Source organism: Sedimentitalea arenosa (genome assembly GCF_016428585.1).
GTDB lineage: Bacteria > Pseudomonadota > Alphaproteobacteria > Rhodobacterales > Rhodobacteraceae > Sedimentitalea > Sedimentitalea arenosa.
The window spans coordinates 26,312-50,247 of the sequence record NZ_JAELVR010000010.1; the positions used below are offsets into that span (position 1 = coordinate 26,312).

The window sequence follows — 23,936 nt, forward strand, 5'->3', positions numbered from 1 at the left end:
GAGGCCAAAGGGTACATCGGAAGTGAACGGCCCGCTCTGGGGCGCGCGCGCCCGCGATTGGGCGGAGGTGCAGGAGGGGCAGTTCGCCGCCGCCTTCCACGCGGTTCTGGCCCATGCGAAGGTCGGGCCAGGCACGCGCCATCTCGATGCCGGCTGCGGTGCGGGCATGGCCGCGACGCTCTCGGCATCGCTCGGCGCAACCGTCGCCGGGCTCGACGCGTCCGAGGCCCTGCTGGAGATCGCACGCGAACGCACGCCCGGCAGGGATTTCCGTCAGGGTGATCTGGAGGCGCTGCCTTGGGACACCGACAGCTTCGATCTCGTCACCGGGTTCAACTCGTTCCAGTATGCCGGCGACGCAGGCCAGGCAGTTCGCGAGGCCGGACGCGTGACCCGTCCCGGCGGGACGATCGTCATCATGACCTGGGGCGAGCCCGCGGGCATGGAGGCAGCCGGGCATGTCGCGGCCCTGAAGCCGCTTCTGCCGCCGCCACCCGGCGCCTGCGGCCCTTTCGCGCTGTCGGAGGAGGCCGCCTTGCGTGGCTTTGCCGAAGCGGGCGGCCTCACGCCGGTCGAAGTGATCGACGTCGATACGCCGTGGCACTACCCCGATCTCGAAACGGCGCTGCGGGGCTTGGCCTCGTCGGGCGTGGCCGCGAAGGCCGCGGACCATTCCGGCGAGGACGCGCTTGTCGCGGCCATGACCGAATTCCTCACGCCGTTCCGAAAGCCAGATGGCAGCATAGGCTTCAGCGCGCGCGCCCGCTATCTCGTCGCCACGGTCTGACCCGCACGCATCCGGGAGCGGCCGATCGATGACGCTGTCCTCGGTATCAGCAGAGGGAGACAATCTTGACACCCATTTTGCAGGCCCTCGCCCTCTGCGCAGTCGTCGTAGGTGCTGCGACCGGCGCGGTCAGTGTAATGAACGGGGACATCCCTGATCTCGCTGTGCCCGAAGGGCCATGGCAGGCGGGCAGCGCGCTGGATGGGCGGGTGTTCCATACCGTCGATACAATCCTGGGATCCGGCGAAGTCCTGCGTGACGAACTGCATTTCATGGGTGAACGCTTCCAATCCGCGAAGTGCCAGCTATATTGCGATTTCGGCTGGGCGGACTACGAAACGAAGTAGACGGGCGACACCATCCACTTCACGGCGACGAGCCGATGCCCCGATGCCCCGCATACCGTCGTCTGGTATGGCACCGTGCAAGGGGACGAGGTGCGCTTCGAGCGGACGTGGACCACGCGGCGGTGGTACTGGACGCGCCAGATCGGTGTCGTCGGCGAGGGCTCGACCACGCCCTTCGCACACCCGGTTGCCGACACATGAGCGAGTATTCGACGCCGCCGTCGCCTGGGAGCCCGGCACGTGTCCTCCTGCGGATTGCCGCGCTGCTGAGCTTCATTGTCGCTGCGACCTGGTGTGCTCATATCGTTCGCGATGCATTGAACCTGCAAGTCATGCCCGCCAACGAGCAGCAGGTTCACAACATGATCATGATCGGCGCGATCGCCTACGTTGCGCTGCTCGCCGTGCCCTTCGTGCCGGGCGTGGAGATCGGGTTGGCGATGCTGACTGCATTCGGCGCGGCAATTGCCCCGCTCGTCTATGTGGCGACGGTCCTCGCGCTGTCGCTTTCATATACGCGGGGCCGGATGCTGCCCATGACGGCGCTCGCGCGCGTTCTGGCGATCCTGAAAGTGCGCCGCGCGGCCTATCTGGTCAGGCGCGCTGCCTCTCTGTCGCGCGACGAACGGCTGACGATGCTCCTCGAAGATGCCCCGCCCGGCATCATGGCGCTGGAGCTCCGCCGCCGTTACGTGGCCCTCGCGCTGGTCTTGAACATTCCCGGCAACGCCTTGATCGGCGGTGGCGGCGGAATCGCTCTTCTGGCCGGGATGAGCGGCCTCTTCGCCCCGCTGCTAACATTCCTTGCGTTCGCGATCGCGGTATCACCCGTCCCGCTGGCCGTCGTTATCCTTAGTGCCTGATCCCAAGACCATACGCCAATGTCCGGATCAATTGGGGATGTCCAAAACGGGCTGACCAAGCACCAGGGCGAAAGAACGCACCTGCGGCCCGCATGGGAAATGGCCGCTTTCGCGAATCTGACTGGTGAGTGTGCGTCCGCGGCGAATGGCTGGAGTCCGCCGGAACGACAGCCGCTTGCACGGCCATAACGCCGATGCTGAAAGTGCCACCGCGTCACCTTCGTTATCCACAGATTCGTGCGTGTGACCCTCTTGCTCGGAAACATGCTCCCGTGCAGGTTGCACGCGTGGGGAGAGCAGTCCTCAACCAAGAGCAAAACAGGTCTATCGGTAAAAAATATTCGATCGATAGAGGCGCGATAGTGCCCGCCAGGTCGTTCCACCCAGACAATTATCCTGCGCCGTCAAGGTGCGGGCTGCAGGCGGTTTGAGCTCAGATCATCCTCGGGTCATTTTGAGGAGGTTTCAGCCATGGCCTTGCCGCCACGCGTATTTTTCACCCTTCACGAGGCCTCCGCACGCTGGGGCTGCAACATCTCCGACATCGCAGGCTGGGCCGATGCGGGCAGATTTCGAATCCTGACTGGGATTCCGGCTGTTCAAAGTGGTGAGGAAATTGTTGCAGGCAAGGTCGCGCTGTCGCCGATGGAATTGCTGCCGCTGTTTCGTCGGTGTGGTACGGGCCCTTCTGAAGCTATCATGCGGCGTATCCAGCCTCTGGCCGGCCACGACTGGATGCTGATCACGGAGCCCGCAGGCGGTATTCCTGTTGCGGTCGCCGACATGCTGATCCAGGCTGAGGAGGTGCATGCCTTCGAAGACGAGAACGACATGGTGCGTCGCACGCCCAGCGGACCGGGCGTGACCTCGCCCTATGATTGGGAAGGGATGACCATCGCCCTGATCCTGCGCATCTTTGATCACGGGCTGCCCGCCACCCAGGCCGAGCTGGTCGCCGAGATGCAAGACTGGTTCGCGGATCAGACGGACGGCAGGAAGATGCCCGACAGCCGCAGCATTCGACGCCGGATTACGCCGATCTGGCGCGCTCTGCGACGAGAGGATGCATGATGATCCGGATCCACGCCGGGCAGCGTCAGGCAGACTTTATGTCGCCGTGATCGTCCGCATCGTGAACCAGCCGGGGCTTTGGCCGGAACGCGCTGGCGACGGCATCGACACCGGCGCGCAGAGGCGAGTCCATCAGATGCGCATAGCGCAGCGTGGTTTGCGTCTGGCTGTGGCCCAGTAGCTTGCCAATCATTTCCAGTGAGGCCCCGCCGCTGACGAGCAAGGAGGCAAAGGTGTGGCGCAGGTCGTGGATGCGCACGTCCTGCAGCGCGCATTGCTTCTGGATCTGCGCCCAGAACCGCCGCAGCTCCTGCACCGGCTGGCCGGGCGTATCGCCGGGGAACAGCCACGGTGTGCCGCTTGGCACCGACAGCTGGCGCTGGCGCACGATGGCGGCGGTCTCGTCCGAGATCGGCACGCGATGCGCACGGCGCTGTTTCGTCATCATCGGTGGTTTCGACCAGCTCAGATGTTCAAGGTTGAACTGTTCGAAGCGTGCCTGCCGCACTTCACCCAGCCGCGCGCCGGTCAGCATGCACAACCGGATGATGTCGGCGGCACGCCGGTCTTTTGCCGCATCCAGTGCGGCGCCGAGGCTGGTGATTTCCTCCTTGGACAGGAAACGCTCGCGGGGCGTCTCGATACGACGGTGAAAGCGCTGGGCGGGATTGTCGGCGCACCAGCCCCATTCCACCGCCAGCGTGAACATCTTGCGCAGCACCTCGCCCATTCGGTTGGCACGCACCGGCGTCGGCTTGACAGGCTGCAGCTTTCTCGCCCTGTTGTTGGGCTTTTCCTTGTGCGGTCGCGCCCTGCCCTCGGCGATCTTGGTCAGCAGCTTGTCGACGTCGGTCGGGGTGATGTCCGTCACCAGTTTCCGACCCCAGACCGGGGCCACCAGCTTGGCCAGCGAGGCGCGCTGGTCTGCGGCGTTGCGGTCCGCCAGTTTTGGCAGATGCTGGGCGCAGTAGCGTTCGATCAGGTCACTGACACGCGGCGCTTCGCGCAACGCGACGCGCTGGGCCAACGGATCAGCCCCGGCGTCGATCTCGCGACGGATTTCCCTAGCCCGCTCGCGTGCCGCTGACACCGGCCAGTCCGGCCAGCGTCCGAAAGTCATCCGGCGCTGCCGCCCGGCATGGCGGTAATCGATCGTGAACGCCCGCCCGCCGCCGCGATAGATGCAGGCAGCGAACCCGCGCACGTCGGTGTCGAAAATCTGATAATCGCGCCCAACGATGGGCACGGCCTCGCGGAGCACTTTCTCGGTCAGTTTAGTGCGTTCTGGCATGTGTCTGATCCTTCTTGCATCCGACATGAGGCGTGGTTTCGCCGCTCTATCAAGACAAGCATGGAGGACAGGGTGGCGGCGAGGCGCAGAGTGGCGTAAAGGTCGCTCCCTTCGTGCCACCCCTTGTTTTACTGGCAATCCCGCGCTGGGCGGGGTGGTCGGCGGTCAAGGTCATCGCGACAGGTGGCCCCTGGCAGGCACAAAACGATGCCGAAAGACCCGGAATCAATGCACCAGAGCCCGCCAGTTTTGTAAATTTCCAACAAATTCAATGGGTGGCACGGGTGCCGTGCCGGGTGCCACCCCCTCTTTGCCCGCCAATGCCGGTAAATCACCTGTAAATCCGGGTGTTCGCAGGTGTTTGCGGCTTTGGCCTGAGTTCCTCATCCCCCACGACCACGGGCCGCTCGGCGCAGCTTGACCCTACCCAATCCGCAAAACTCACGAATACCCAATAAAACAAGGGGTGGCACAAAGGGGTCCGCCTTTGCGCCACTCTGCGCCTCGCCGCCACCCCTTCGCCTCTGCGCTCACTGATCTCTGCAAACGCCCCCCGACACGACCCGTCACGGGGCCAGAACAGGGAGACCCCCAATGCCGCATCTCGGATCGATGCCCGCCCCTAAAGAAAAACCCCGCACGCTGCTGGTTGGTTGGATCAGCCGCCTCGACCTGGCGCTGGAACTCGGCCTGTCGGTCGACACGCTGCGCCGCTGGGAGGCCCAACGCACCGGCCCGCCCTGCGTGCGCGCCGGGCGCAAGGTCTATTACCGCCGTGCCGCCGTCGAGGACTGGCTGGAGGAGCAGGAGCAGAACGCCCCGCGCCGCCGCCGTGCCGGAGGGCGCCGGTGATGCACAATTCCACCTGGCCCTCTGACCGCCTGGCGGAAGCCCGCGCCGTGATCGGCGATGTCGCCCATCACAGTGATCCCCTGATCCGGCTCGCCTGCAATATCCTCGTTCAACATGGCGAGACGGAACAGGAACGCGAGGACGCTCGCATTCTGCTGGTTGTGATCAATGCGCGCCAGCCAACCCGAGCCGCCCGACGGCGCGACCTTGATGGGAGGGGCGCGCGATGAAGCGACGCGGCACCCCCGAGGCCGATCTGCAGCGTGCAGTGGTGCAGGCGCTGCGCGTCGCCCTGCCCCGCACCGCCATCATCCATCACTGCGCCAACGAAGTGACCGAGGCCGGGCCTCGCGGCGCAAAGCGCCAGGCCATTCTGGTCGGAATGGGCGTGCATGCGGGTTTTGCCGATCTGATGGTGCTCTGCGACGGGCGCATCCTGTTTCTTGAACTGAAGGCCCCCAAGGGGCGCCTGCGCCCCAACCAAGAAGCGTTCCGAGATGCCGTTCTGGCACAGGGCTTCGGTTGGGCGCTGGTCCGCTCACTTGATGACGCGCTGGGCGCGCTGGCCGATCACGGGTTCACCACGCGCGTGGTGCCCCAGGTACGGAGGGTTGCACCATGAGCCACAAGGCAACCGTCTGGGCGATCCAGCAGCGCGGGCTGAAGCCCACCACCAGGATCGTGCTCTGGCATCTTTGCGACCGGCACAACCCGGATTACGGCTGCTTCCCCTCGCAGACCCGGCTGGCGCATGATTGCGAGATCAGCCGATCGACTCTGAATGTGCATCTTGACCGGCTTGAAGCGGCCGGTCTGATCCGCCGGGTCACCTGCATCGATCCGGTCACCAAACGCCAGAAAACGACCCGGTACTTCCTCGGCTTCGAGGCACCGCCCGCACCGAATAACTCAGGTCCATGTCCAGAATCCGGACACGGGCTTGCCGACTCTGAAACGCCATTCGCATCTGCAGGTGAATGGCGGCCAAACGCGGTGGATGCGGCAATACCATGTCCGGATATCGGACACGGAGCCGTGTCCGGTTTTTGCCCCGACCCGTGTCCGGAAAATGGCCAAAGCCGTGTCCGGAATCCGGACACTAACCTTGTAAGAGAACCTTTAAGGGAACCAGTAAAGGAGGAGGAGGACGCGCAGGCGCGAGATTCCGATCTTGATCGGTTCTTTGCAGAGCTGCTCTCGGCGCTGGGCTTCGCCGCAAATGCCAGCCTGCCCGCCTGGTGGCAGGGCGCGCCAGCCAGAAGCCATGTTCGCCGCTGGATCGATGACCTCGGGCTCTCCGGGGATCGGATCATTGAGGTCGCCACCGAGACCCGGCGCGATCACCCCAATCCGCCCGATGGGCCAAAAGCGCTCGACCGGTTCATGGAACGCGCCGCCCAGCGCGACGCCCAAGGTGCTGCTACAAATGGCATCGCCCTGACCGCCAAGCGCAGCAGAAAGGCCCAAGGAAAGTCACCGCCCAGCGCGGACGAACTGGCGGCGTTCTATGCGGCCAAGGTGAACTCCGACGAATACCTGCCCCCCAGCATGATCAGTAACGCCATCTGCGAGGCAATGCTGGCCCGCAGGTTGGTGACAGCGGACAGACTACATCAGCGGGGAGTGCGGTGAATGCCATGGTGTCACGTCCCCGGCACGGATTGTCCCTCTGCGCAGGCGGTGGAGGCCTTGATCTGGGCCTCATGCTCGCCGAACCCGGCTATCACACGCGCGCCTTTGTCGAATGGGAGGACTGGCCACGGGCTGTGCTCATCGCCGCCCAGCGCGCGGGATATTTCGCCCCGGCCCCGATCTGGGACGATCTGCGCAGCTTCGATGCCCGCCCCTTTCACGGTGCCTTCGACATCGTCCTCGCCGGATATCCCTGTCAGCCCTTCAGCGCTGCCGGAAAACGCAGTGGGGCCGATGATCCCCGGCACCTCTGGCCAGACGTCGCTCGCGTCATCGGGGAATGCCGTCCCGCCTGGGTCTTCCTCGAAAACGTGCCCGGTCACGTCAGCCTCGGGCTTGAGACCGTCCTGCGAGAGCTTTGGGACATGGGCTACACACCTGCGGCAGGCCTGTTCAGCGCGGCAGAAGTCGGCGCGCCGCACCAGCGGCTGCGGATCTTCATCCTGGCCCACACCGGCGGCCCAGAACTGGAAAGGCAGCAGCCCGGACAGCGTGAAACGGGCGGATGGCAAGAGCCGGATGGACATCCTGCACTACCGCGCGGAACAGGGCTTCATCCGCCCGGACCTGACGACCGTGCCGCGTGGGCAGCGATCCTCACCGCACGCCCCGACCTCGCGCCCGCTCTGGGCTTCAATGATTGCCTCGCATGGGCGCGTCGTCTCGCGGCGGATACTGAAAGCCCGGGCACGGCGGCGGCTCAACCCGCTCTTCGTCGGATGGCTGATGGGCTGGCCCATCGGGCACGCGCTCTGCAACTGCTCGGCAACGGAGTTCATCCATTGGCAGCGGCACATGCGTGGCGCGCTCTCACAGCTGCCCATGGCCTGGGGCCCGTGGATCTGGCGACCGACCGCTGGGACGGAAAGCCCAGCGCAACTGGATTTCCTTGAAGGATTGCAGCCATGAGTTTCCAAGGCAAGCTCGGCCGCAGGGGCGGCACGAAAGTAAAACGCGCGCTGGGCGTGCAGGCGGCGCTGGAATGGGCGTTCCGGGTCGAGAAGGCTCAGCTGGAACTGCCTGTGCCGAATGATGTGACCGAGGAGGGTTTTGGCTTCGGCCTAGAATATGTCCTGATGCAACGCGCTGCGCTGGGCTGCAAGGTCGACGGCGGCCAGCACAAGATGGGCAGCTACACCCACGCGGACGCCGAGGTGATCGCCGCCGCCGTCGCCGGAATGCCCGACAGTCTGGGTGGCATCCGCATGGCGATCCGGGTAGCGGAACTGGCCCGCGCTGGGTTGACCCCCGACTGGATGCCTGGCGTGGTACCACGCTGTGTGCCAGTGGAAACGCGGCAAAATCAGCATGGTATTCGGGCCGTGACGGAAGTTGTGGGCACCGAACGGCTGCTGACCCGGGGCAAATGGCGGACAGTGGAGGTTCTGGCCTGCCCGGTGACCTGGCGGCCGCATCCGGAACAAATCACCTCCGCCCGGCGCGGCTATGAGGATTGGCGGCAGGCGCTGGCCTGGGTGCGCGATGGGCTGATGGTGGGCGGGATACTGCGGGAGGTCGAGGTGACGGCGGCGATGCCGAAGGTGCGGCCTTGGAAAACCACGTGATGGCGCGAAGTTACGGAATACTTTGGCCAAGCTGCTGTACGAACCTTTTGCTCACAGTCCCCAGTTTGGAAAGCTTCGCTGATTTATGACACCGAGATCTTATCTTTGTAGACAGGACACTAAAAAAACCATGTTGACAGATAAGAGTTGCATTTTTGTTCTGCACCGTTATGCACCATCTTGGTGACTTTTAAATCGACGAGCGAACTGACATGAAGAACGATGAGAGAGTTAGAGATGAAGGTTCGTCACGCGTTAGGCTATCTGTGAGTCTTCCCCGCCATCTTCATGACGAGTTGGAACGAACAGCTAATGAAAACGACACCTCGATTGCTTGGGTCGTTCGTAAGGCGGTGGCTTCCTATTTCGAAGATCGTCACGACAGGCAAGGGTACGATGGGCAACGTGTACAGTGACGATTCAGGCAAATAGTATCCACGAAGGGGACTGCTTAGAGCTCATGGCTGACGTCGAGGATGCGTCGGTCGATATGATTTTATGCGATCTTCCCTATGGAACAACACAGAACAAATGGGATAGTGTGATTCCGCTAAAGCAACTCTGGGCGCATTACGAACGGATCATTAAGCCCCGCGGCGTCATTGCATTAACTTCTCAAGGGTTGTTTACTGCTAAACTCATGTTGAGCAAAGAGAAATGGTTTAAATACAAATTTATTTGGGTGAAGAGTAAACCAACGAACTTCCTCAATGCACGCCGTCAGCCACTCCGCCAGCACGAAGACATCTGTATTTTCTACAAACAACAACCGGTCTATAGGCCAGTAATGTCTTCCGGAGAGCCCTATGATAAAGGGCGGCGCAAAGCCCAGTATACTGGCAGTTATGGTGACTTTCGTCCTGTTCAGGTTAAGAGCGAAGGCGGAAGATTTCCTACAGATGCGCTATATTGCAAAACAGCCGAGAGCGAGGCTGGTCGCCGGGTCTGGCACCCAACTCAAAAGCCCGTTGCGCTAGGTCGATACCTTATCCAGATGTTTACTGGTCCCGGCGATGTCGTACTAGACAATGCTTTTGGAAGCGGGAGCTTCTTAGTGGCAGCCGCCATCGAAGGTCGTCGCTATATTGGCATCGAAAAAAATGAAGAGTCGCGTCAATTCAAGAACGAACCGATAGACTACATGGATGTCGCACGACAACGACTATTGGAAGTCGAAAAATTAGAGCTTGTGAATCTCCCGCATTTGTCTGCGAGCATCGAAGTCGCGGGCAAGTCTGGAAAACAGAAGGGCCGCGGCTTGATAGACGTTGATGAGGTTATCGGAGGCATGAAGTTAGAGGCGACCCAATAGTGGCAAAAGCGAATTACAACGAGCGCTCTTGGGCGATCGACCTCATCGGACATCTTCAGCGTATAGCAAACTCAGGGCACCAATCTGTTCGCCATGTCAGTGGAGAACAGACGATTGCAGTGAATGGCGGAAGTATGTTCCCAGATGTCCTGCTGTTTGGCGATCGAGATGCAGCGCGCATCCTGCAAGGTTGGGAGCTTAAACTTCCTGACACTTCCATTGATGACGCCGTATTTTTTGACAATGCAGAAGAAAAGGCCCGATCACTTGGCTTAGACAGCTTCGTGCTTTGGAACGTGCGTTACGCCCGCCTTTATGTTCTTGACCAAGAAGACACCTTTATTTTGCATACGGAATGGGACGAGTTGAGAGATATCAAAACACGGGCAGATGTGCAGCGGCATCGCGTACGTTGGGAGACTGTCGGTGCTGAAATCCTTCAGACGGTGAACGCTCTTCTTGCATCGGGCGATTTGGAAGGCCGTCAATTTATCGAAGCTTACCGGAGTGGCGGACTAACCACGCTTGTTCTGCAAAACACGCAACTTGTCGCCGATGCAATCAAAGTTGAAACCCAGAAAAGCCGGGACTTACGCTCACAGATTGCCCTGTGGTGGAGTCGGAATCAGCAAGATTATGACGGAAGTGACCCTCATCTCGCACTGGCTCGGGCGAACCTCATCAATTGGATGGGTAAATTCCTATTTGCGCATGTCTTGCGTGAACGCGACGACCGTGCTGCTATTGTCACTGGGATTAATGAAAATACCGGTCCTGACCGCGCGCTCGAAACGTTCGACGAGATAACTCGGGCTTGCAATTTCTGGACTGTTTTTTGCGATGCGATGGCACTCCGTGTGATGCCGCCAGAAGCATGGCGACAGCTATGCGAGTTCAACCGCCTCCTAGGTGACCTACGCCTCGGCGCTGTCGATCAAGCACAGCTTTCAACGGTTTTAGAAACCTCGGCAGCCGTTTCGGACCGGAAGGCCCGTGGGCAATATACTACCCCCGCTCCACTCGCTAATTTACTCGTAAAGCTCTGCCTCGATGACTTAAATGACCGTCTACTCGATCCGTGTTGTGGTAGTGGAACAATAGTGCGGGCGGCGCTTGATATGAAACTTGCAGGAGCTATCGCCCCAGCAGATGCTGCATCCCAGATTTGCGGAAACGATCTCGACAAACCAGCGGTCCAGCTGGCAACCTTTTCGTTGACATCGCCTTTGTTGATGCGGCAACCGCTGCGATTGTTTTCACTCGATGCTTTCATCCTCGTACCCGATTTGGCTGTGAGCTTTCGTGATCCGAGCGATGGCACGGAGCACACGGAGGCACTGGGAACGTTCCGCGCGATCGCAAGCAATCTGCCGTTCGTCGCCCAAGAAGGAAGGGCAACGTACGGCAATGCAATCCAAACTGTAAACAATTGGCTGGAAAATGAGACTGGCGAAACACTACCAGGCAGGGCTGATGTCGCCGCCTATCTCCCTTTCGCGCTTTACGACCTTTTGGAGCCGGGCGGCCGTATGGGCATCATCATCACGAACGCGTGGCTTGGCACGGCTTGGGGTGCAGCCTTTTACGAACGCCTAAAGGACTTTTTTGAGTTGCGAACTGTAGTAACGTCCGGCGCAGGGCGATGGTTCTCAAACGCTGATGTGGTGACGAACCTCCTTGTGCTGCAAAAACCAGCAATCGGGGCAGAACCGGATCATGGGACAGACTTTGTTGTTCTCAAGCAGCCGATCGAGGTCCTCACCGATGATGACCACGCCCAAAATGTTGCGGCTTTGATAGATCAAGGTATGCCGCAGGAAGATGTTCTGACAGTTCAGCGCACGAATCGAGAGAATATTGAACGACTTCGCCCGATGGGTCTTGCGGGTAGCGCGCAATTTGTTGGCGTTGATTGGGTGCTCGATCTGCCCCTCGTTCCGGCGCGCAATCTCCTCGACATTCGGCGGGGTGAACGTCGCGGCTGGAATGATCTATTTTACCCGGCACCAAATCACGGGATTGAAGCAGAATATATCGCACCGGTTCTTCGTTCGTCAAAAGGCTTGGACAGATTGGTTGGGAATGCTGGTAAGGACGCCTTTAGCTGCTCCCGCACGATTGATGATTTGACAGAAAGGGGTGACACTGGTGCTCTTGCATGGATCAAGCGATTTGAGAACGTGCGAAACGGCAAGAATGAGCCACTTACAGACGTGCTGGCGAAGACTGCTCCGTTGGGAGGTCACTGGTACGAAATGCGCGCCGATCGGCTGACAGAATTCGTTGTGCCGATGGGGTTCGGATCACGGCTTTACGTTGGACGGCTCGACCCTCCAGCTTTCGTGGACCAGCGCCTTATAGCCCTGAACGCGAAAGCGGGAACTGATGCAGACCTATTGCACGCGCTACTCAACAGTACGCTTGGCATCTTGATGATTGAGGCGATTGGGTTTGGGCGTGGTCTTGGTGTGCTGGACCTAAACAAGGATCGGATCGAAAGTTCTCTGCATGTGCTTGATCCGGCTGCGATTAACGCCGACGCAAGAAACAGTATCGTCGCGGCCTTCATGCCTCTTACAACACGGACGATTTTGGAAGTTGCAGACGAACTCGACCAAGAAGATCGCATCGCCTTTGACGAAGTTGTTTTCAATGCGTTTGGGATAACCGTTGCGCGAGAAGTAATCTATGACAGTCTTCGAGCACTGACTGAAATTCGACAATCAGTGAACGCTTAGAATTGGATCTAGATAGATAAATGCCGCTACATTGGGAAGCGGGGCGAGCCCCGCTTTAACGAACGCATCTTTCGCGGCCTCTCCCAATGGTTCCTCCCCGGCCCCAATTGTATACGGGGGGGCTGAGCGCAACATTTCGCTAGCGAAACCGGATCTCACCGGGGAATCCACCCGGAATCCACCTTGCCGAGCCCGAAGCAATTAGATTAGCAAAAACAGTTGGTTACGACTCGCAAACTTCCGCCAAGGGTGGATTCTTGACAAAAACACTAAAATCCACCCGGGGAAGCCACCTGCCGGACTCCAGGCTGAGGAATCCACCCGTTCTGAAGCCACTGAATCCGGGCGTGATTTCCTGTTGACAAACCTGCCCCCCTTGACTCATACCTTGATCATCGAAGGAGAGCGCCCGGAGGAAACCCCTCGCGGGCGCTATCGTTTTCCCATCATCGCGAACCCGAGTTTGTCGCTGGCTATCCCCTGCTGACGACATGGGGCGTTCGCGCATTCAGAGCATTGAGCCTCACCCATGGACCTTGTCTTCGCGCCGCGCCAGATCGAGAGCTGGCCGATCGACCGGCTGCGTCCCTATGCGCAGAATGCGAAGATGCATTGCGCCGATCAGGTGGCGAAGATCGCCGCCAGCATGGCGAAGTTCGGCTGGACCGTGCCCTGCATGGTGGCCGATGACGGTGAGCTGATTGCCGGGCATGGACGTGTGCTGGCGGCCACAAGGCTCGGGTTGAATGAGGTGCCGGTGATCCGGCTGGGCCATCTTGATGAGGCGGAACGGCGCGCCTATCGCATTGCCGACAACAAGCTGACCGAGCTCGGTGACTGGGACGAGGCAATCCTGCGCGACGAGATCGCCGGGCTGCTGGCCGAGGATTTCGACCTGTCGCTGCTGGGCTTTGACGATGTGGATCTGGATGCGCTGCTGCAGGACCCGGGCGACAGCGGCGAAGGTGCCGTCGACGGCGAGGACGAGGTGCCGGACCCGCCGGAGGACCCGGTCAGCCGCCCGGGTGACCTCTGGCGACTGGGACCGCACCGGTTGATCTGCGGTGACAGCACATCGGCCGATGTCGTTGGTCGCTTGCTCGGCGATGTGAAGCCCCTGCTAATGGTCACCGACCCGCCCTATGGCGTGGAATACGATCCCGGCTGGCGCAACCAGGCCGGCGCCGCGGCCACCAGACGTACCGGCAAGGTGCTGAACGACGACCGGGCCGACTGGCGCGAGGCCTGGGCGCTGTTCCCAGGCGATGTCGCCTATGTCTGGCATGGGGCCCTGCATGCTACCACGGTCGCCGAAAGCCTGATCGCCGCCAGCTTCTCCGTCCGCTCGCAGATCATCTGGGCCAAGGACCGGCTGGTGCTAAGCCGCGGCGATTATCACTGGCAGCATGAGCCCTGCTGGTATGCCGTGAAGAAGTCCGGCAAGGGCCACTGGGCCGGGGATCGCAAGCAGACCACGCTGTGGCAGATCGCCAACCGCGATCAGGATGCCGAGACCGTACACGGGACCCAGAAACCGGTCGAATGCATGCGCCGGCCGATCCTGAACAACTCGAGCCCGGGACAGGCGATTTATGAACCCTTCATGGGCTCCGGCACCACGCTGATCGCGGCCGAGACCACGGGCCGGGTCTGCTACGGGATCGAGCTAAACCCGGCCTATGTGGATGTCGCGATCGAACGCTGGCAGCGGTTTACCGGGGAATCCGCCATTCACGAGGCGACCGTCCGCAGCTGGGCAGCGCTGCAGGCAGAAAGGATCGGAACACAGAGCTGACGCGGTTTCCCGGTGACGGGAACGTCCTCGCCTTGGTGGACAGGCAACAGACGCAGTGCAATAGTCGCCCCCCGGAACCCAGAGACACCGAGGACCCATGCGCCGCCGCCTGGACAACCGACCGATCAGATCAAAGCGTGACTGGCAGCGCATGGCGAAGGAGCACCGGAAGATGCGCCGCCGGAACAGCCCGCCGTCGCAAGGCTGGTTTGCGCGTATCCGCCAGCGTTCTCCGCTGGTCATTCTGGTGATTCCAGCGGCGGCCCTGTTGCTCTGGATGGTGGCTTTCGGATCAGACCGGTATCCGGATCTGTTCCCGGGCCTCCTGCGGGACAGTGGCACCGGCGCGACCGCCTCCCTGCCACGGGTGATCCGGGGAGGAGACGCGCTCAACAGCCGGAGCGGCGGCACGTCACCATCCGCGCCTGGCCGAAGCCTCTCAGGCCGGGTCAGCCATGTGCGGGACGGGGATACGATCGAGGTGGCTGGCACACCGATCCGCATTGCCGCGCTGGATTGTGCAGAGAAAGGCACCGCGCAGGGCAATGCCGCCACAAGGCGAATGCGGCAGCTGGTGTCCGGTGAACGGCTGGACTGCAGTCTCACCGGGCGGCGCAGCTACGACCGCTAGGTCGGCTCCTGCCGGCTGGTGGATGGGCGCGACATCGCCGCCATCATGATCTCCGAAGGCGCCTGTCGGCGCTGGCGGTAGGTCAGGCCTCGAGGGGATCGATCCGGTAAACTCTTCCCCGGCCCTCGATCTTCTCCGAGGTCACCACGAACCCCAGCTTCTTCTTCAGCTGACCCGAGATGGCCCCGCGCACGCTATGAGGTTGCCAGCCGGTGGTGGCGGTGATCTCGGCTATGCTGGCACCCTCCGGAGCCTGCAGCAGCGCGATCAGCTCCGCCTGTTTCGTGCCCTTGCGCACGGAAACCGGACAGGCGGTTTCCACCACCTCGGGCTTCGGCTTGCGCAGCCCGGCCATGGCCTGCGCCACCACCGGCTCGATGCCGATCGCGTCAAGCCCGGCCTCGGTGGCGATCAGCGTGGTGCCATGGCCATCCCCGGTTTCGCGCCAGAGCGGCTCGTTGCGGCGCAGGTCGGCATCGACCTCCTCGAGCAGCCCGCGTTCGATCATCTTGCCCACGGCTTTCTTCGCGGCGGCACCGTGCAGGCCCTTGGGCAGCGGCATCGCCAGGTTGCCCGGGCGCGTGGAGGCGGCGGCGAGGATCTTCGTCTGGGTTTCGGTGAGGTGGGCCATGATTGTCTCCGGTCTCGGCAGGCGCGGGATGCGCCGGCTTCTACCGGGACAGGCCCCGCCAAGCGGGGCCTTCTGCCGGAGTCGGCGAAACTACCCGGCGTGCTCGCCTTCGCCAAAGGCGCTGTCGGTGATGCGCTTCAGCAGGCTGGCATAATGCTCAAGAGTGCCGACCGTCGCCCAGCCCACTTCGTCAGGTTGGCAGTTGAAGTGGTCGTCGCTGAGGCTCTGCAGTCTGGCCAGCATCGCGTCGATCTCCGCCTTCCTGCCGATGAAGGCGGCAAGCGCCGCCTCCCGGTTGCGCCGGGCCTTTTCGGCCCGCAGCTGATGGCGGGGCGTGGTCTGGGGATTGAGGCGGGTCATGATCGGCTCTCCGGGGTGAGGTGCATCGTTCTGGTGCAATCAGAATCGCTCTGGTGGCAGGCTCAATCAACGAAATAGCGAGCAATAAGAGTGCTTTATAATCAGACCGGCGATCATCCATGGACGGCCTGAGCGAGCGCGAATACGCCGCCCACACTGGTTTGTCGCGCGGAGCAATCCAGAAGGCGCGCAAGTCCGGGCGACTGGTGCTCTTCGCCGATGGCTCGATCAATGCCGAAGCCTCCGACGCCCGCCGGGCCGAGACCACCGATCCGGATCAGCAGCGGCGCAGCCTCGGCGGCGACAGCGCGGTGTCCGGTGCAGGCGACAGCACCTCGTATCTGAAGGCCCGCACCGCGCTCACGGTCTACCAGGCGCAGGACCGCCAGCTGGCGATCCAGAAGAAGAAGGGCGCGCTGGTGGACCGGGCCCGGGCCGAAACGCTGGTGTTCCGCCTGGCGCGGCAGGAACGGGACGCCTGGGTGACCTGGCCCGCCCGGGTGGCGGCGCTGATCGCGGCGGATATCTCGGCGGAGGAGGAAAAGACTACCGGGTCTCCGGTGACGCTCGAGGCCGCGATCCTGCAGAGGGTGCTGGAAACCCATGTCCGGGAACAACTCGACGCCCTCGCCGATCTCCGGGTCACGGTTGAATGAGGCGAAGTCCGATCTAGCGAACGATCCCGACACCGGTTTTGACGGGGCCGACGATATCCTGCGGGCCTGGCGCCGGGGCCTGCGCCCTGATCCGGACCTGTCGGTCTCGGACTGGGCCGATCAGCACCGCTGGCTGTCCTCGCGGGCGGCGGCTGAGCCCGGGCGCTACCGCACTGCCCGCACGCCCTATCTGCGCGAGATCATGGATGCGCTCTCGCCCCGCCACCCGGCGCAGCGCATCAGCTTCATGAAGGCGGCGCAGGTCGGGGCGACCGAGGCCGGTAACAACTGGATCGGCTTTGTTATCCATCACGCGCCGGGGCCGATGCTGGCGGTGCTGCCGACGGTGGAAATGGCCAAGCGCGCCTCCCGCGGGCGGCTCGATCCGCTGATCGCCGAAAGCCCGGCGCTGAAGGAACGGGTCAACCCGGCGCGCTCGCGTGATGCCGGCAATTCGATGCTGTCGAAGGAATTTCCCGGCGGCATTCTGGTGCTGACGGGCGCGAACTCCGCCACAGGGCTGCGCTCGATGCCGGCGCGCTACATCTTTCTCGATGAGGTCGATGCCTATCCCGCCTCGGCCGATGAGGAAGGCGATCCGGTCACGCTGGCTGAGGCCCGCACCACCACCTTCGCGCATCGACGCAAGCTGTTCCTGGTCTCCACCCCCACGATCCGGGGGCTGAGCCGCATCGAGCGCGAGTTCGAGGCCAGCGACCAGCGGCGCTACTTCGTGCCCTGCCCGCATTGCGGTCACAGGCAGTGGCTGCAGTTCGAACGCCTGCACTGGGAGAAGGATCGCCCGGAGACAGCTGCCTATCATTGCGCCGGCTGCGAGACGCCGATTGCCGAGCATCACAAGACGGCAATGCTGGAACAAGGCGAATGGCGGGCCACCGCGGTCTCGGCCGACCCGACGGCGATCGGGTTCCACCTGTCGGCGCTCTATTCGCCGGTGGGGTGGAAAAGCTGGGAACAGATCGCGCGGGACTGGCTGGCGGCGCAGGGCTCCGAGGACATGCTGCGGGCCGCGCGCAACACGCTGCTGGGCGAGACCTGGGTCGAGAGTGGCGAAGCACCCGACTGGCAGCGGCTGGCGGATCGCCGCGAGGGATTTGCCGCGCAGATCCCCGAACGCGGTCTGATCCTCACCGCCGGGGTCGATGTCCAGAAGGACCGCATCGAGGTGGACGTCTGGGCCTGGGGCCGCGGGCTGGAAAGCTGGCTCGTCGATCACATCGTCCTTCCCGGTGGTCCCGATGATCCACGATGCTGGGATCAGCTGACCGCGCTGCTGGGGCGGACCTGGCAGCACGCCAACGGCGCGGTGATGCCGATCGCCAATCTGGCCATCGACACCGGCTACGAGGCAGCGGCGGTCTATGGCTGGGCCCGGACGCAGGGGTTCGAACAGGTCGCCCCGATCAAGGGGCTCGAGGGCTTCAACCGCGCGACGCCGGTCTCGGGACCAACCTTTGTCGATGCCACGATCGGCGGCCGCCGCCTGCGCCGCGGTGCCCGGCTGTGGTCGATCGCCACCGCGACGTTCAAGATAGAGACCTACCGGTTTCTGCGACTGGAGCGGCCGGGCGACGAGGATCGCGCGCTGGGCGTGCTGGACCCGCCCGGCAGTGTCCATCTGCCGGACTGGATCGACAGCGAATGGCTGAAGCAGCTGGTTGCCGAGCAGCTCGTCACGGTGCGCAACAAGCGCGGCTACGCACGGCAGGAATGGCAGAAGCTGCGCGAGCGCAACGAGGCACTGGATTGCCGGGTCTATGCCCGTGCCGCGATCTGGATCCTCGGCGCCGATCGCTGGGACGACCGCATGTGGCGACAGCTTGAAGCGCAGGCCGGGGTCGAGACCCGGCTGCCGGAACCGCCCCGCATATCGGAACAAGACACGACACCCGACGCGCCCGAACCGACCCGGGCCGGCACACCGAAGACACCGCGCCGCCGGCGCCGGGCCTATACGCCCCGTTTCATGAGGTAGAGATGGACATCGAAAGGATGACCACATTGCTGAGCGCCCTGCAGGAGGCGCGCTATGCCGGGGTCCGCGCGGTCAGCTATGACGGCAAGACCCTGACCTATGGCTCGGATGCGGAACTGGCCGCAGCCATTGCCGATCTGGAAAGCCGCATTGCCGCCGCCACCGGCACGCCCCGCCGTCGGCGCTGGGGCACCGTCGCCACGAAGGGGCTGTGAGCCATGGCACTGGACGGCCTCCGCCAGCGGCTGGGCGCCCTGCTCGGCGGTTTTGACGCGGCGCAGGCGCACCGGCGGCTGCGGGGCTTCCGCGCCTCCCGCGCCCATGTGAACACCCTGATCGCGGGGGCCGGGGACACGATCACCGCCCGGGCCCGCTGGCTTGCACGCAACAACGGCTATGCCGCAAATGCGGTCGAGGCTTTTGCCAGCAATGTGGTGGGCGATGGCATCAAGCCATCGTCGTCCATCACCGATGCTGCGCTAAAGGAAGAGCTGCAGGCGCTGTGGCTGGCCTGGACCGACGAGGCCGATGCCGAGGGTCTGACGGATTTCTACGGGTTGCAGCGCCGGGCGGCGCGCGAGGTGTTTCTCTCGGGCGAGGTGTTTTTCCGTCTGCGGCCGCGCCGGCCGGAGGACGGGCTCTCGGTCCCGCTGCAGCTGCAGATGCTGCCCGCGGAAATGCTGCCGCTCGACTTGACCCGCGAGCTGCCTGGCGGCGGGCTGATCCGCCAGGGCATCGAGTTTAACCGGATCGGCCGGCGCGTCGCCTATCACCTGCTGCGCCGCCATCCCGGCGACAGCACCGATCCGGGGCTGGTCGGTGAGACCGTCCGGGTGCCGGCGGCCGACATCATCCATGTGATGGACCCGGTCGAAGCCGGCCAGCTGCGCGGAGTGTCGCGGTTTGCCCCGTCCATCGTCAAGCTGTTCACTCTGGATCTCTATGACGATGCCGAGCTCGAGCGGAAGAAGACCGCGGCGATGTTCGCGATGTTCATCACCTCGCCCGCGCCGGAAACGCCGCTCGACCCGGCTGAAGAAGATCTCGAGGTCGAGCCCGGCCAGGTGGTACGGCTCGATCCCGGTGAGGATGTCTCCACACCCGCCACACCGGATTCCGGGTCGACCTACGAGCCGTTTCAATACCGCACGCTCCTGCAGATCTCGGCCGCGCTGGGCGTGCCCTACGGCTATCTGACCGGGGACACGGCGAAGGGCAACTTCTCCAACACCCGCATCGCGCTGGTCGACTTCCGGCGGCGGGTCTCAGCGTTTCAGCACAGCGTGATCGTGTATCAGCTCTGCCGCGCTGTCTGGGCGCGCTGGATGGATGTGGCAGTTCTGTCCGGGGCGCTGGGCATCGCCGACTACGAGAAACAGCGCCGGCACTACCAGGCCTGCGCCTGGCTGCCCACGAAATGGGACTGGGTCGATCCGATGAAGGATGCCTCTGCCGAAATCCTGCAGATCGAGGCGGGTCTCAAATCCCGCACCCAGGCGCTGTCCGAGCGCGGCTATGACGCCGATCAGGTCGATCGTGAAATCGCCGCCGAGCGAGATCGGGAACTGGCGCTGGGCCTCGACTTCCGACGGCCCGGCTCGCCGGCGCAGGGGCCGGCAAGCAAAGGCGATAAAGGCCAAAGCGACCACGAGCCCGGCGGAGGTTCAGAAGATGACGGATCTACCAGCGAGGAGACGACCTGATGCCGTCAAGGCTCAAGCAATTCCACACCGGCGATGCGCGCCGCCTTCCGGTCGAAAGTCACCAGCGGCACCGCATCCGCCCGGCGCGCCGCCGCGGCGATCATCAGATCGGCAAATCCGACCCCACCTTCCCGGTACTGAAACACTGCCCGGCCGGTATCGTCGGCCTCTTCGACTTCGATCTCGGTGGCGGAGAGCAGACCTTCCAGCGCACCCGCCACCTCGGCGCGCCCGAAGCCATAGGCGCGCTCCAGCACCCAGGCGAGTTCCACCATGACCTCGCGGCTGATGAAGCCCGGATCGCTTTCGCGCAGCCCGGTCATGAACTCCGTGGCGGCGCGAGCCTGATCGGGATCGTCCTGGGTCAGGAATCGCACCAGCACATTGGTATCGATGGCAATCACGCCTTGGAACCCTCAGCGGCGGCGCCGGAAATGGCTTCGTCCATCTCCTCGAGACTGACCGGTTTCCGTGCCGGCCTGGCAAGCAGGCCGGCAAGACCGCTCACAGGCTGCACCTTCAGGAGCCGGACCTCGCCATCCAGGATGACATACCGGACCCGGTCGCCGCTCGCGAGACCAAGCGCCGTCCGGACATCCTTCGGCAGGGTTGTCTGCCCCTTCACCGTCACCGTTGATTCCTGCATCAGCGCACTTCCTTACCTTTTTCGCATTCGCCTTACCATATCGGGTTTCGGGCGGAAAAATCAAGATCCCAGACGACAACGGCACCCCTGAGATGATTGAAATGCATCACACCCAGATCGCCCAGCGCGCCTTCAACACGCCGCTGATGCTGGATCCCTCGAAAGCCCTGGCCTTCCTGTCCGGGCTCGGACCACGGATCACCGGGCAGAAGATCACCTTCGCAGACGCCGATCTGCCGCTTCACAATCCCGGGCAGGCTGCCCGGCCGGCCCGCGCCGGTCTGATCACGGGAACTCCGGCTCTGAAGGAAGGAGGCGACATCGCCCGCCCCTTCACGCTGACCGATGGCATCGCCGTGATCGAGATCGCCGGCACGCTGGTGCATCGCGGCGCCTGGATCGGGCAGTCCTCGGGTATCACCTCCTATGAGGGGCTCGCTGCTCAGATCGATGCCGCCGTCGCCGATCCGGATGTCCTTGGCCTTGCGCTCGATATCGACAGCTTCGGCGGTGAAGTGGCCGGCGCCTTTGATCTCGCCGATCGCATTCGCGCGGCACGGGCGGTCAAACCGGTGCACGCCTTTGTCGCCGAGCACGCCCTCTCGGCCGGCTATGCGCTGGCCAGCCAGGCAGATCACATCACCCTGCCCCGCACCGGCGCCGCCGGCAGCATCGGCGTCGTGGTGCTGCATGCGGAGATGAGCGGGATGCTGGAGCAGAAAGGCATGGCCGTCACCCTGATCCACGCCGGGGCCCGCAAGACCGAGGCCAACCCTTACGAGCCGCTGCCGGCCGAGGTGCGCGACCGGATGCAGGCGGAACTGGAAGACCTGCGGCACCTGTTTGCCGAGACTGTGGTCGCCGGGCGGGGCGACCGGCTGAGCATCGAGGCGGCGCTGGGCACCGAGGCCGCCGTATTTCGCGGAAGTGACGCCGTCACCGCCGGGCTGGCAGACGTGGTCGCCGATCCCCGTACTGGTTTCCGGGCCTTTGCCGAGAGCCTGTCTGCGCCCCGCATTCCGGCGCAATCCAACCCAACCCAAACCATGAAGGAGCCTTTGATGTCCTCTGACACGACCACCGATGCCTGTGATAGTGCCGCCCATGCTGTGCAGCCCGCTGCTGCCACGCCCGACGCGACGGCACCGTCCAATCCGCCTGTAGCGGCTGCGCCGGCCGCACCGGCCGGGGCAGCCGCACCGGCTGAGCCCCCAGTCAACACCGAACCCGTGGTCCCGGCAGCGGCAGCCTCCCCCGAGGCCATCCGCGCCGAAGCGGCCGAAGTGGCCCAGATCTGTGCTCAGGCCGCCCGGCTGGGGGTCAGCATCGATGCCGCCGATGCCGTCCGCCGGAGTCTCAAACCCGATGCCCTGCGCAGCCATGTGCTCTCCGATCTCGCCGCCCGCGGCGATGCCACGGCGATTGTCGCGACGCCCCCGGCCGTGACCGCACCGAAGCTCAGCCCCATCATCGCCGCCGCGCAGAAATCGGCCGGCACCTGCTGATCCATCCTCAATCCCCGGAGCCTGATCCATGTCCGTCCTGACACAACCGCCCAGCATGGGCGATGCGCTCAAATACGAGCTCAACCCCAACTACACCCGCGAGACCATCACCCTGCTCGAGGGCACAAACTATCCCGTCGGCTCGGTCCTGGGCCGGGTGACGGCGAGCGGCAAATACACCCTGGCCAGCCATGGCGGCAGCGATGGCGCCGAAACCGCAGCCGCCGTGCTGCTCTACCCCGTCGACGCCCGCCTCTCCGATGCCATCGGCGTGGTCCTGGTCCGCGGACCCGCGATCCTGTCTCGCGCGGCGCTCATCTACGACGGCTCCGTCGATGACAGCACCAAGATCAGCGCCAAGATTGCCGAGCTGGAATCCCTGAACATCCTGGTCCGCGACAGCGCCTGATCCGGACGTCTCTTTTTCCTGCGTCTGCTTTTCTTCCCACCTTCTCCCCGGAGCCCCCATGACCCTCACCCGCAATCCCTTTGACGCCGGCGGCTATTCGCTGGCCGAGATGACGCAGGCCATCAACATCCTGCCCAACCTCTACACCCGCCTCGGCGAGATCGGCCTCTTTCGCTTTGAGGGCGTTACCCAGCGCAGCGTTCTCATCGAGCAATATGAAGGCATCCTGAACCTTCTGCCCTCGGTGCCGCTGGGCGGCCCCGCCACGGTAGGAACCCGCGAGGGCCGGTCGATGCGCAGCTTCGCGCTCCCCTGGATCCCGCATGATGACGTGATCCTGCCCGCCGACATTCAGGGCATCCCGGCGCTGGGCGTTTCGGACGCTGCCGATCCGCTGGTCGCGGTGATGACCCGCAAACTGACCCTGATGCGGCGCAAGCACGCCCAGACCCGGGAATACATGGAGATGAACGCCCTGCGCGGCATCGTGAAGGATGGCGCCGGCACCACGCTCTACAATTACTTCACCGAGTTCGGCCTCGCGCCAATCTCGGTTGACTTCCTGCTCGGCACCGCCGGCACCAATGTGCAGGGCAAGGTCCGCGAGGTGCTGCGCGCCATCGAGGACAACCTGCTCGGCGAAAGCATGTCCTCCGTGCACGCGCTCGTGAGCCGTGAGTTCTTCGACAAGCTGATCTCGCATCCCAAGACCGAAGAGGCCTACAAGTTCTACGCCGCCACCGGCGCCCAGCCCCTGCGCCAGGATGTCCGCCGCAACTTCCCCTTCGCCGGTCTGCTGTTTGAGGAATACAATGGTTCCGCCACGCTGTCTGGTGGCACGTCGGAGCGCTTCATTCCGGCCAGCGAGGGCATCGCCTTTCCGCTCGGCACCATGGACACCTTCACCACCTATGGCGGACCCGCCAACCTGCTGGAGACCGCCAACAGCGTCGGCCTGCCGCTCTATGCCCGCCAGCATCTGGACGCCAAGGGCCGCTGGATCGATCTGATGACCGAGGCCTCGATCCTGCCGGTCAACAAGCGTCCCCGCCTCGCCATCCGGCTACACAGCTCGAACTGATCCGC

26 protein-coding genes are annotated in these 23,936 nt (G+C 63.5%); 21 read left to right on the plus strand and 5 right to left on the minus strand.

The features are described from left to right. Nucleotides 1-22: 22 nt before the first annotated feature. From JF290_RS14450 to JF290_RS14465, 4 genes are all read left to right on the plus strand, one after another. Entirely contained in the window at nt 23-787 is a 765-nt protein-coding gene (locus JF290_RS14450) for a class I SAM-dependent methyltransferase (RefSeq protein ID WP_199025607.1), read from the plus strand. Nucleotides 788-852: 65 nt separating this feature from the next. After that, complete coding sequence (locus JF290_RS14455) at nt 853-1,134, plus strand: hypothetical protein (RefSeq protein WP_199025608.1); 282 nt, start codon at nt 853-855, stop codon at nt 1,132-1,134. A 197-nt stretch (nt 1,135-1,331) separates the two neighbouring features. After that, on the plus strand, nt 1,332-1,997 hold the full coding sequence (locus tag JF290_RS14460) for a hypothetical protein (protein ID WP_199025609.1): 666 nt from the start codon (nt 1,332-1,334) through the stop codon (nt 1,995-1,997). Between the two features lie 471 nt (nt 1,998-2,468). Then, nucleotides 2,469-3,068: a hypothetical protein gene (locus JF290_RS14465; protein ID WP_199025610.1), complete on the plus strand. Its 600-nt coding sequence runs from the start codon at nt 2,469-2,471 to the stop codon at nt 3,066-3,068. Between the two features lie 25 nt (nt 3,069-3,093). Here JF290_RS14465 and JF290_RS14470 read toward each other — a convergent pair whose 3' ends face one another. After that, nucleotides 3,094-4,359, minus strand: a complete 1,266-nt coding sequence (locus tag JF290_RS14470; RefSeq protein WP_199025611.1) for a tyrosine-type recombinase/integrase — start codon at nt 4,357-4,359, stop codon at nt 3,094-3,096. Between the two features lie 594 nt (nt 4,360-4,953). On the opposite strand from JF290_RS14470, the gene JF290_RS14475 reads away from it, so the two are divergent. From JF290_RS14475 to JF290_RS14520, 10 genes are all read left to right on the plus strand, one after another. After that, a complete protein-coding gene (locus tag JF290_RS14475) occupies nt 4,954-5,211 on the plus strand; it encodes a helix-turn-helix transcriptional regulator (RefSeq protein ID WP_199025612.1) in 258 nt (85 codons plus the stop codon). Beyond that, nucleotides 5,211-5,441 (plus strand): hypothetical protein, encoded by a 231-nt coding sequence (locus JF290_RS14480; protein ID WP_199025613.1) that lies wholly within the window; start codon nt 5,211-5,213, stop codon nt 5,439-5,441. The genes JF290_RS14475 and JF290_RS14480 overlap by 1 nt, the downstream gene beginning before the upstream one ends. Continuing rightward, entirely contained in the window at nt 5,438-5,833 is a 396-nt protein-coding gene (locus JF290_RS14485) for a VRR-NUC domain-containing protein (RefSeq protein ID WP_199025614.1), read from the plus strand. The genes JF290_RS14480 and JF290_RS14485 overlap by 4 nt, the downstream gene beginning before the upstream one ends. Beyond that, complete coding sequence (locus tag JF290_RS14490) at nt 5,830-6,843, plus strand: helix-turn-helix domain-containing protein (RefSeq protein WP_199025615.1); 1,014 nt, start codon at nt 5,830-5,832, stop codon at nt 6,841-6,843. The genes JF290_RS14485 and JF290_RS14490 overlap by 4 nt, the downstream gene beginning before the upstream one ends. Nucleotides 6,844-6,914: 71 nt before the next feature. Further along, the gene (locus JF290_RS14495; protein WP_233155409.1) at nt 6,915-7,796 is read left to right on the plus strand and encodes a DNA cytosine methyltransferase; all 882 of its coding nucleotides are present in this window, start codon (nt 6,915-6,917) and stop codon (nt 7,794-7,796) included. Between the two features lie 12 nt (nt 7,797-7,808). Further along, nucleotides 7,809-8,468, plus strand: coding sequence for a hypothetical protein (locus JF290_RS14500; protein WP_199025617.1), 660 nt, complete (start codon nt 7,809-7,811; stop codon nt 8,466-8,468). A 460-nt stretch (nt 8,469-8,928) separates the two neighbouring features. Next, on the plus strand, nt 8,929-9,780 hold the full coding sequence (locus tag JF290_RS14505) for a DNA-methyltransferase (RefSeq protein ID WP_199025618.1): 852 nt from the start codon (nt 8,929-8,931) through the stop codon (nt 9,778-9,780). Further along, a complete protein-coding gene (locus JF290_RS14510; protein WP_199025619.1) occupies nt 9,780-12,518 on the plus strand; it encodes an N-6 DNA methylase in 2,739 nt (912 codons plus the stop codon). The genes JF290_RS14505 and JF290_RS14510 overlap by 1 nt, the downstream gene beginning before the upstream one ends. Before the next feature lie 529 nt (nt 12,519-13,047). Beyond that, nucleotides 13,048-14,313, plus strand: coding sequence for a site-specific DNA-methyltransferase (locus tag JF290_RS14515; RefSeq protein ID WP_199025620.1), 1,266 nt, complete (start codon nt 13,048-13,050; stop codon nt 14,311-14,313). Between the two features lie 172 nt (nt 14,314-14,485). After that, entirely contained in the window at nt 14,486-14,944 is a 459-nt protein-coding gene (locus tag JF290_RS14520) for a thermonuclease family protein (RefSeq protein WP_199025621.1), read from the plus strand. 82 nt (nt 14,945-15,026) lie between these two features. Here JF290_RS14520 and JF290_RS14525 read toward each other — a convergent pair whose 3' ends face one another. Together JF290_RS14525 and JF290_RS14530 are read right to left on the minus strand one after the other, a co-directional pair. Beyond that, nucleotides 15,027-15,575 (minus strand): DUF3489 domain-containing protein, encoded by a 549-nt coding sequence (locus tag JF290_RS14525; RefSeq protein ID WP_199025622.1) that lies wholly within the window; start codon nt 15,573-15,575, stop codon nt 15,027-15,029. Between the two features lie 90 nt (nt 15,576-15,665). Then, on the minus strand, nt 15,666-15,938 hold the full coding sequence (locus JF290_RS14530; protein ID WP_199025783.1) for a hypothetical protein: 273 nt from the start codon (nt 15,936-15,938) through the stop codon (nt 15,666-15,668). A 116-nt stretch (nt 15,939-16,054) separates the two neighbouring features. Between JF290_RS14530 and JF290_RS14535 the strand changes: the two genes are divergently transcribed. From JF290_RS14535 to JF290_RS14550, 4 genes are read left to right on the plus strand one after another with little or no spacing between them, the layout of a single operon-like run. Then, nucleotides 16,055-16,591 carry a hypothetical protein gene (locus tag JF290_RS14535; RefSeq protein WP_199025623.1) on the plus strand — a complete coding sequence of 179 codons (537 nt, stop codon included), beginning with the start codon at nt 16,055-16,057 and terminating at the stop codon, nt 16,589-16,591. Beyond that, a complete protein-coding gene (locus JF290_RS14540; protein ID WP_199025624.1) occupies nt 16,539-18,587 on the plus strand; it encodes a phage terminase large subunit family protein in 2,049 nt (682 codons plus the stop codon). Before JF290_RS14535 ends, JF290_RS14540 begins: the two co-directional genes overlap by 53 nt. 2 nt (nt 18,588-18,589) lie before the next feature. After that, the gene (locus JF290_RS14545) at nt 18,590-18,802 is read left to right on the plus strand and encodes a phage head-tail joining protein (protein WP_199025625.1); all 213 of its coding nucleotides are present in this window, start codon (nt 18,590-18,592) and stop codon (nt 18,800-18,802) included. Between the two features lie 3 nt (nt 18,803-18,805). Beyond that, a complete protein-coding gene (locus tag JF290_RS14550) occupies nt 18,806-20,290 on the plus strand; it encodes a phage portal protein (protein ID WP_199025626.1) in 1,485 nt (494 codons plus the stop codon). 5 nt (nt 20,291-20,295) lie between these two features. On the opposite strand, the gene JF290_RS14555 is transcribed toward JF290_RS14550, so the two are convergent. Then, nucleotides 20,296-20,694, minus strand: coding sequence for a type II toxin-antitoxin system VapC family toxin (locus tag JF290_RS14555; RefSeq protein ID WP_199025627.1), 399 nt, complete (start codon nt 20,692-20,694; stop codon nt 20,296-20,298). Next, nucleotides 20,691-20,936, minus strand: a complete 246-nt coding sequence (locus tag JF290_RS14560; RefSeq protein WP_199025628.1) for an AbrB/MazE/SpoVT family DNA-binding domain-containing protein — start codon at nt 20,934-20,936, stop codon at nt 20,691-20,693. The genes JF290_RS14555 and JF290_RS14560 overlap by 4 nt, the downstream gene beginning before the upstream one ends. Nucleotides 20,937-21,037: 101 nt before the next feature. Between JF290_RS14560 and JF290_RS14565 the strand changes: the two genes are divergently transcribed. From JF290_RS14565 to JF290_RS14575, 3 genes are read left to right on the plus strand one after another with little or no spacing between them, the layout of a single operon-like run. Beyond that, the gene (locus JF290_RS14565) at nt 21,038-22,441 is read left to right on the plus strand and encodes a S49 family peptidase (RefSeq protein WP_199025629.1); all 1,404 of its coding nucleotides are present in this window, start codon (nt 21,038-21,040) and stop codon (nt 22,439-22,441) included. A gap of 28 nt (nt 22,442-22,469) precedes the next feature. Then, the gene (locus JF290_RS14570) at nt 22,470-22,850 is read left to right on the plus strand and encodes a head decoration protein (protein ID WP_199025630.1); all 381 of its coding nucleotides are present in this window, start codon (nt 22,470-22,472) and stop codon (nt 22,848-22,850) included. Between the two features lie 58 nt (nt 22,851-22,908). Next, a complete protein-coding gene (locus JF290_RS14575) occupies nt 22,909-23,931 on the plus strand; it encodes a major capsid protein (RefSeq protein ID WP_199025631.1) in 1,023 nt (340 codons plus the stop codon). Nucleotides 23,932-23,936 lie beyond the last annotated feature (5 nt).

Excerpts from the sequence above, each read along its gene's own strand:
- JF290_RS14470 (WP_199025611.1), bottom strand. The coding sequence starts at position 4,359 with ATGCCAGAACGCACTAAACTGACCGAGAAAGTGCTCCGCGAGGCCGTG.
- JF290_RS14540 (WP_199025624.1), top strand. The coding sequence starts at position 16,539 with ATGTCCGGGAACAACTCGACGCCCTCGCCGATCTCCGGGTCACGGTTG.
- JF290_RS14515 (WP_199025620.1), top strand. The coding sequence starts at position 13,048 with ATGGACCTTGTCTTCGCGCCGCGCCAGATCGAGAGCTGGCCGATCGAC.
- JF290_RS14495 (WP_233155409.1), top strand. The coding sequence starts at position 6,915 with ATGCTCGCCGAACCCGGCTATCACACGCGCGCCTTTGTCGAATGGGAG.
- JF290_RS14535 (WP_199025623.1), top strand. The coding sequence starts at position 16,055 with ATGGACGGCCTGAGCGAGCGCGAATACGCCGCCCACACTGGTTTGTCG.
- JF290_RS14475 (WP_199025612.1), top strand. The coding sequence starts at position 4,954 with ATGCCGCATCTCGGATCGATGCCCGCCCCTAAAGAAAAACCCCGCACG.
- JF290_RS14550 (WP_199025626.1), top strand. The coding sequence starts at position 18,806 with ATGGCACTGGACGGCCTCCGCCAGCGGCTGGGCGCCCTGCTCGGCGGT.
- JF290_RS14480 (WP_199025613.1), top strand. The coding sequence starts at position 5,211 with ATGCACAATTCCACCTGGCCCTCTGACCGCCTGGCGGAAGCCCGCGCC.
- JF290_RS14525 (WP_199025622.1), bottom strand. The coding sequence starts at position 15,575 with ATGGCCCACCTCACCGAAACCCAGACGAAGATCCTCGCCGCCGCCTCC.
- JF290_RS14570 (WP_199025630.1), top strand. The coding sequence starts at position 22,470 with ATGTCCGTCCTGACACAACCGCCCAGCATGGGCGATGCGCTCAAATAC.
- JF290_RS14520 (WP_199025621.1), top strand. The coding sequence starts at position 14,486 with ATGCGCCGCCGGAACAGCCCGCCGTCGCAAGGCTGGTTTGCGCGTATC.
- JF290_RS14545 (WP_199025625.1), top strand. The coding sequence starts at position 18,590 with ATGGACATCGAAAGGATGACCACATTGCTGAGCGCCCTGCAGGAGGCG.
- JF290_RS14465 (WP_199025610.1), top strand. The coding sequence starts at position 2,469 with ATGGCCTTGCCGCCACGCGTATTTTTCACCCTTCACGAGGCCTCCGCA.
- JF290_RS14575 (WP_199025631.1), top strand. The coding sequence starts at position 22,909 with ATGACCCTCACCCGCAATCCCTTTGACGCCGGCGGCTATTCGCTGGCC.
- JF290_RS14560 (WP_199025628.1), bottom strand. The coding sequence starts at position 20,936 with ATGCAGGAATCAACGGTGACGGTGAAGGGGCAGACAACCCTGCCGAAG.
- JF290_RS14485 (WP_199025614.1), top strand. The coding sequence starts at position 5,438 with ATGAAGCGACGCGGCACCCCCGAGGCCGATCTGCAGCGTGCAGTGGTG.
- JF290_RS14505 (WP_199025618.1), top strand. The coding sequence starts at position 8,929 with ATGGCTGACGTCGAGGATGCGTCGGTCGATATGATTTTATGCGATCTT.
- JF290_RS14565 (WP_199025629.1), top strand. The coding sequence starts at position 21,038 with ATGCATCACACCCAGATCGCCCAGCGCGCCTTCAACACGCCGCTGATG.
- JF290_RS14500 (WP_199025617.1), top strand. The coding sequence starts at position 7,809 with ATGAGTTTCCAAGGCAAGCTCGGCCGCAGGGGCGGCACGAAAGTAAAA.
- JF290_RS14460 (WP_199025609.1), top strand. The coding sequence starts at position 1,332 with ATGAGCGAGTATTCGACGCCGCCGTCGCCTGGGAGCCCGGCACGTGTC.
- JF290_RS14490 (WP_199025615.1), top strand. The coding sequence starts at position 5,830 with ATGAGCCACAAGGCAACCGTCTGGGCGATCCAGCAGCGCGGGCTGAAG.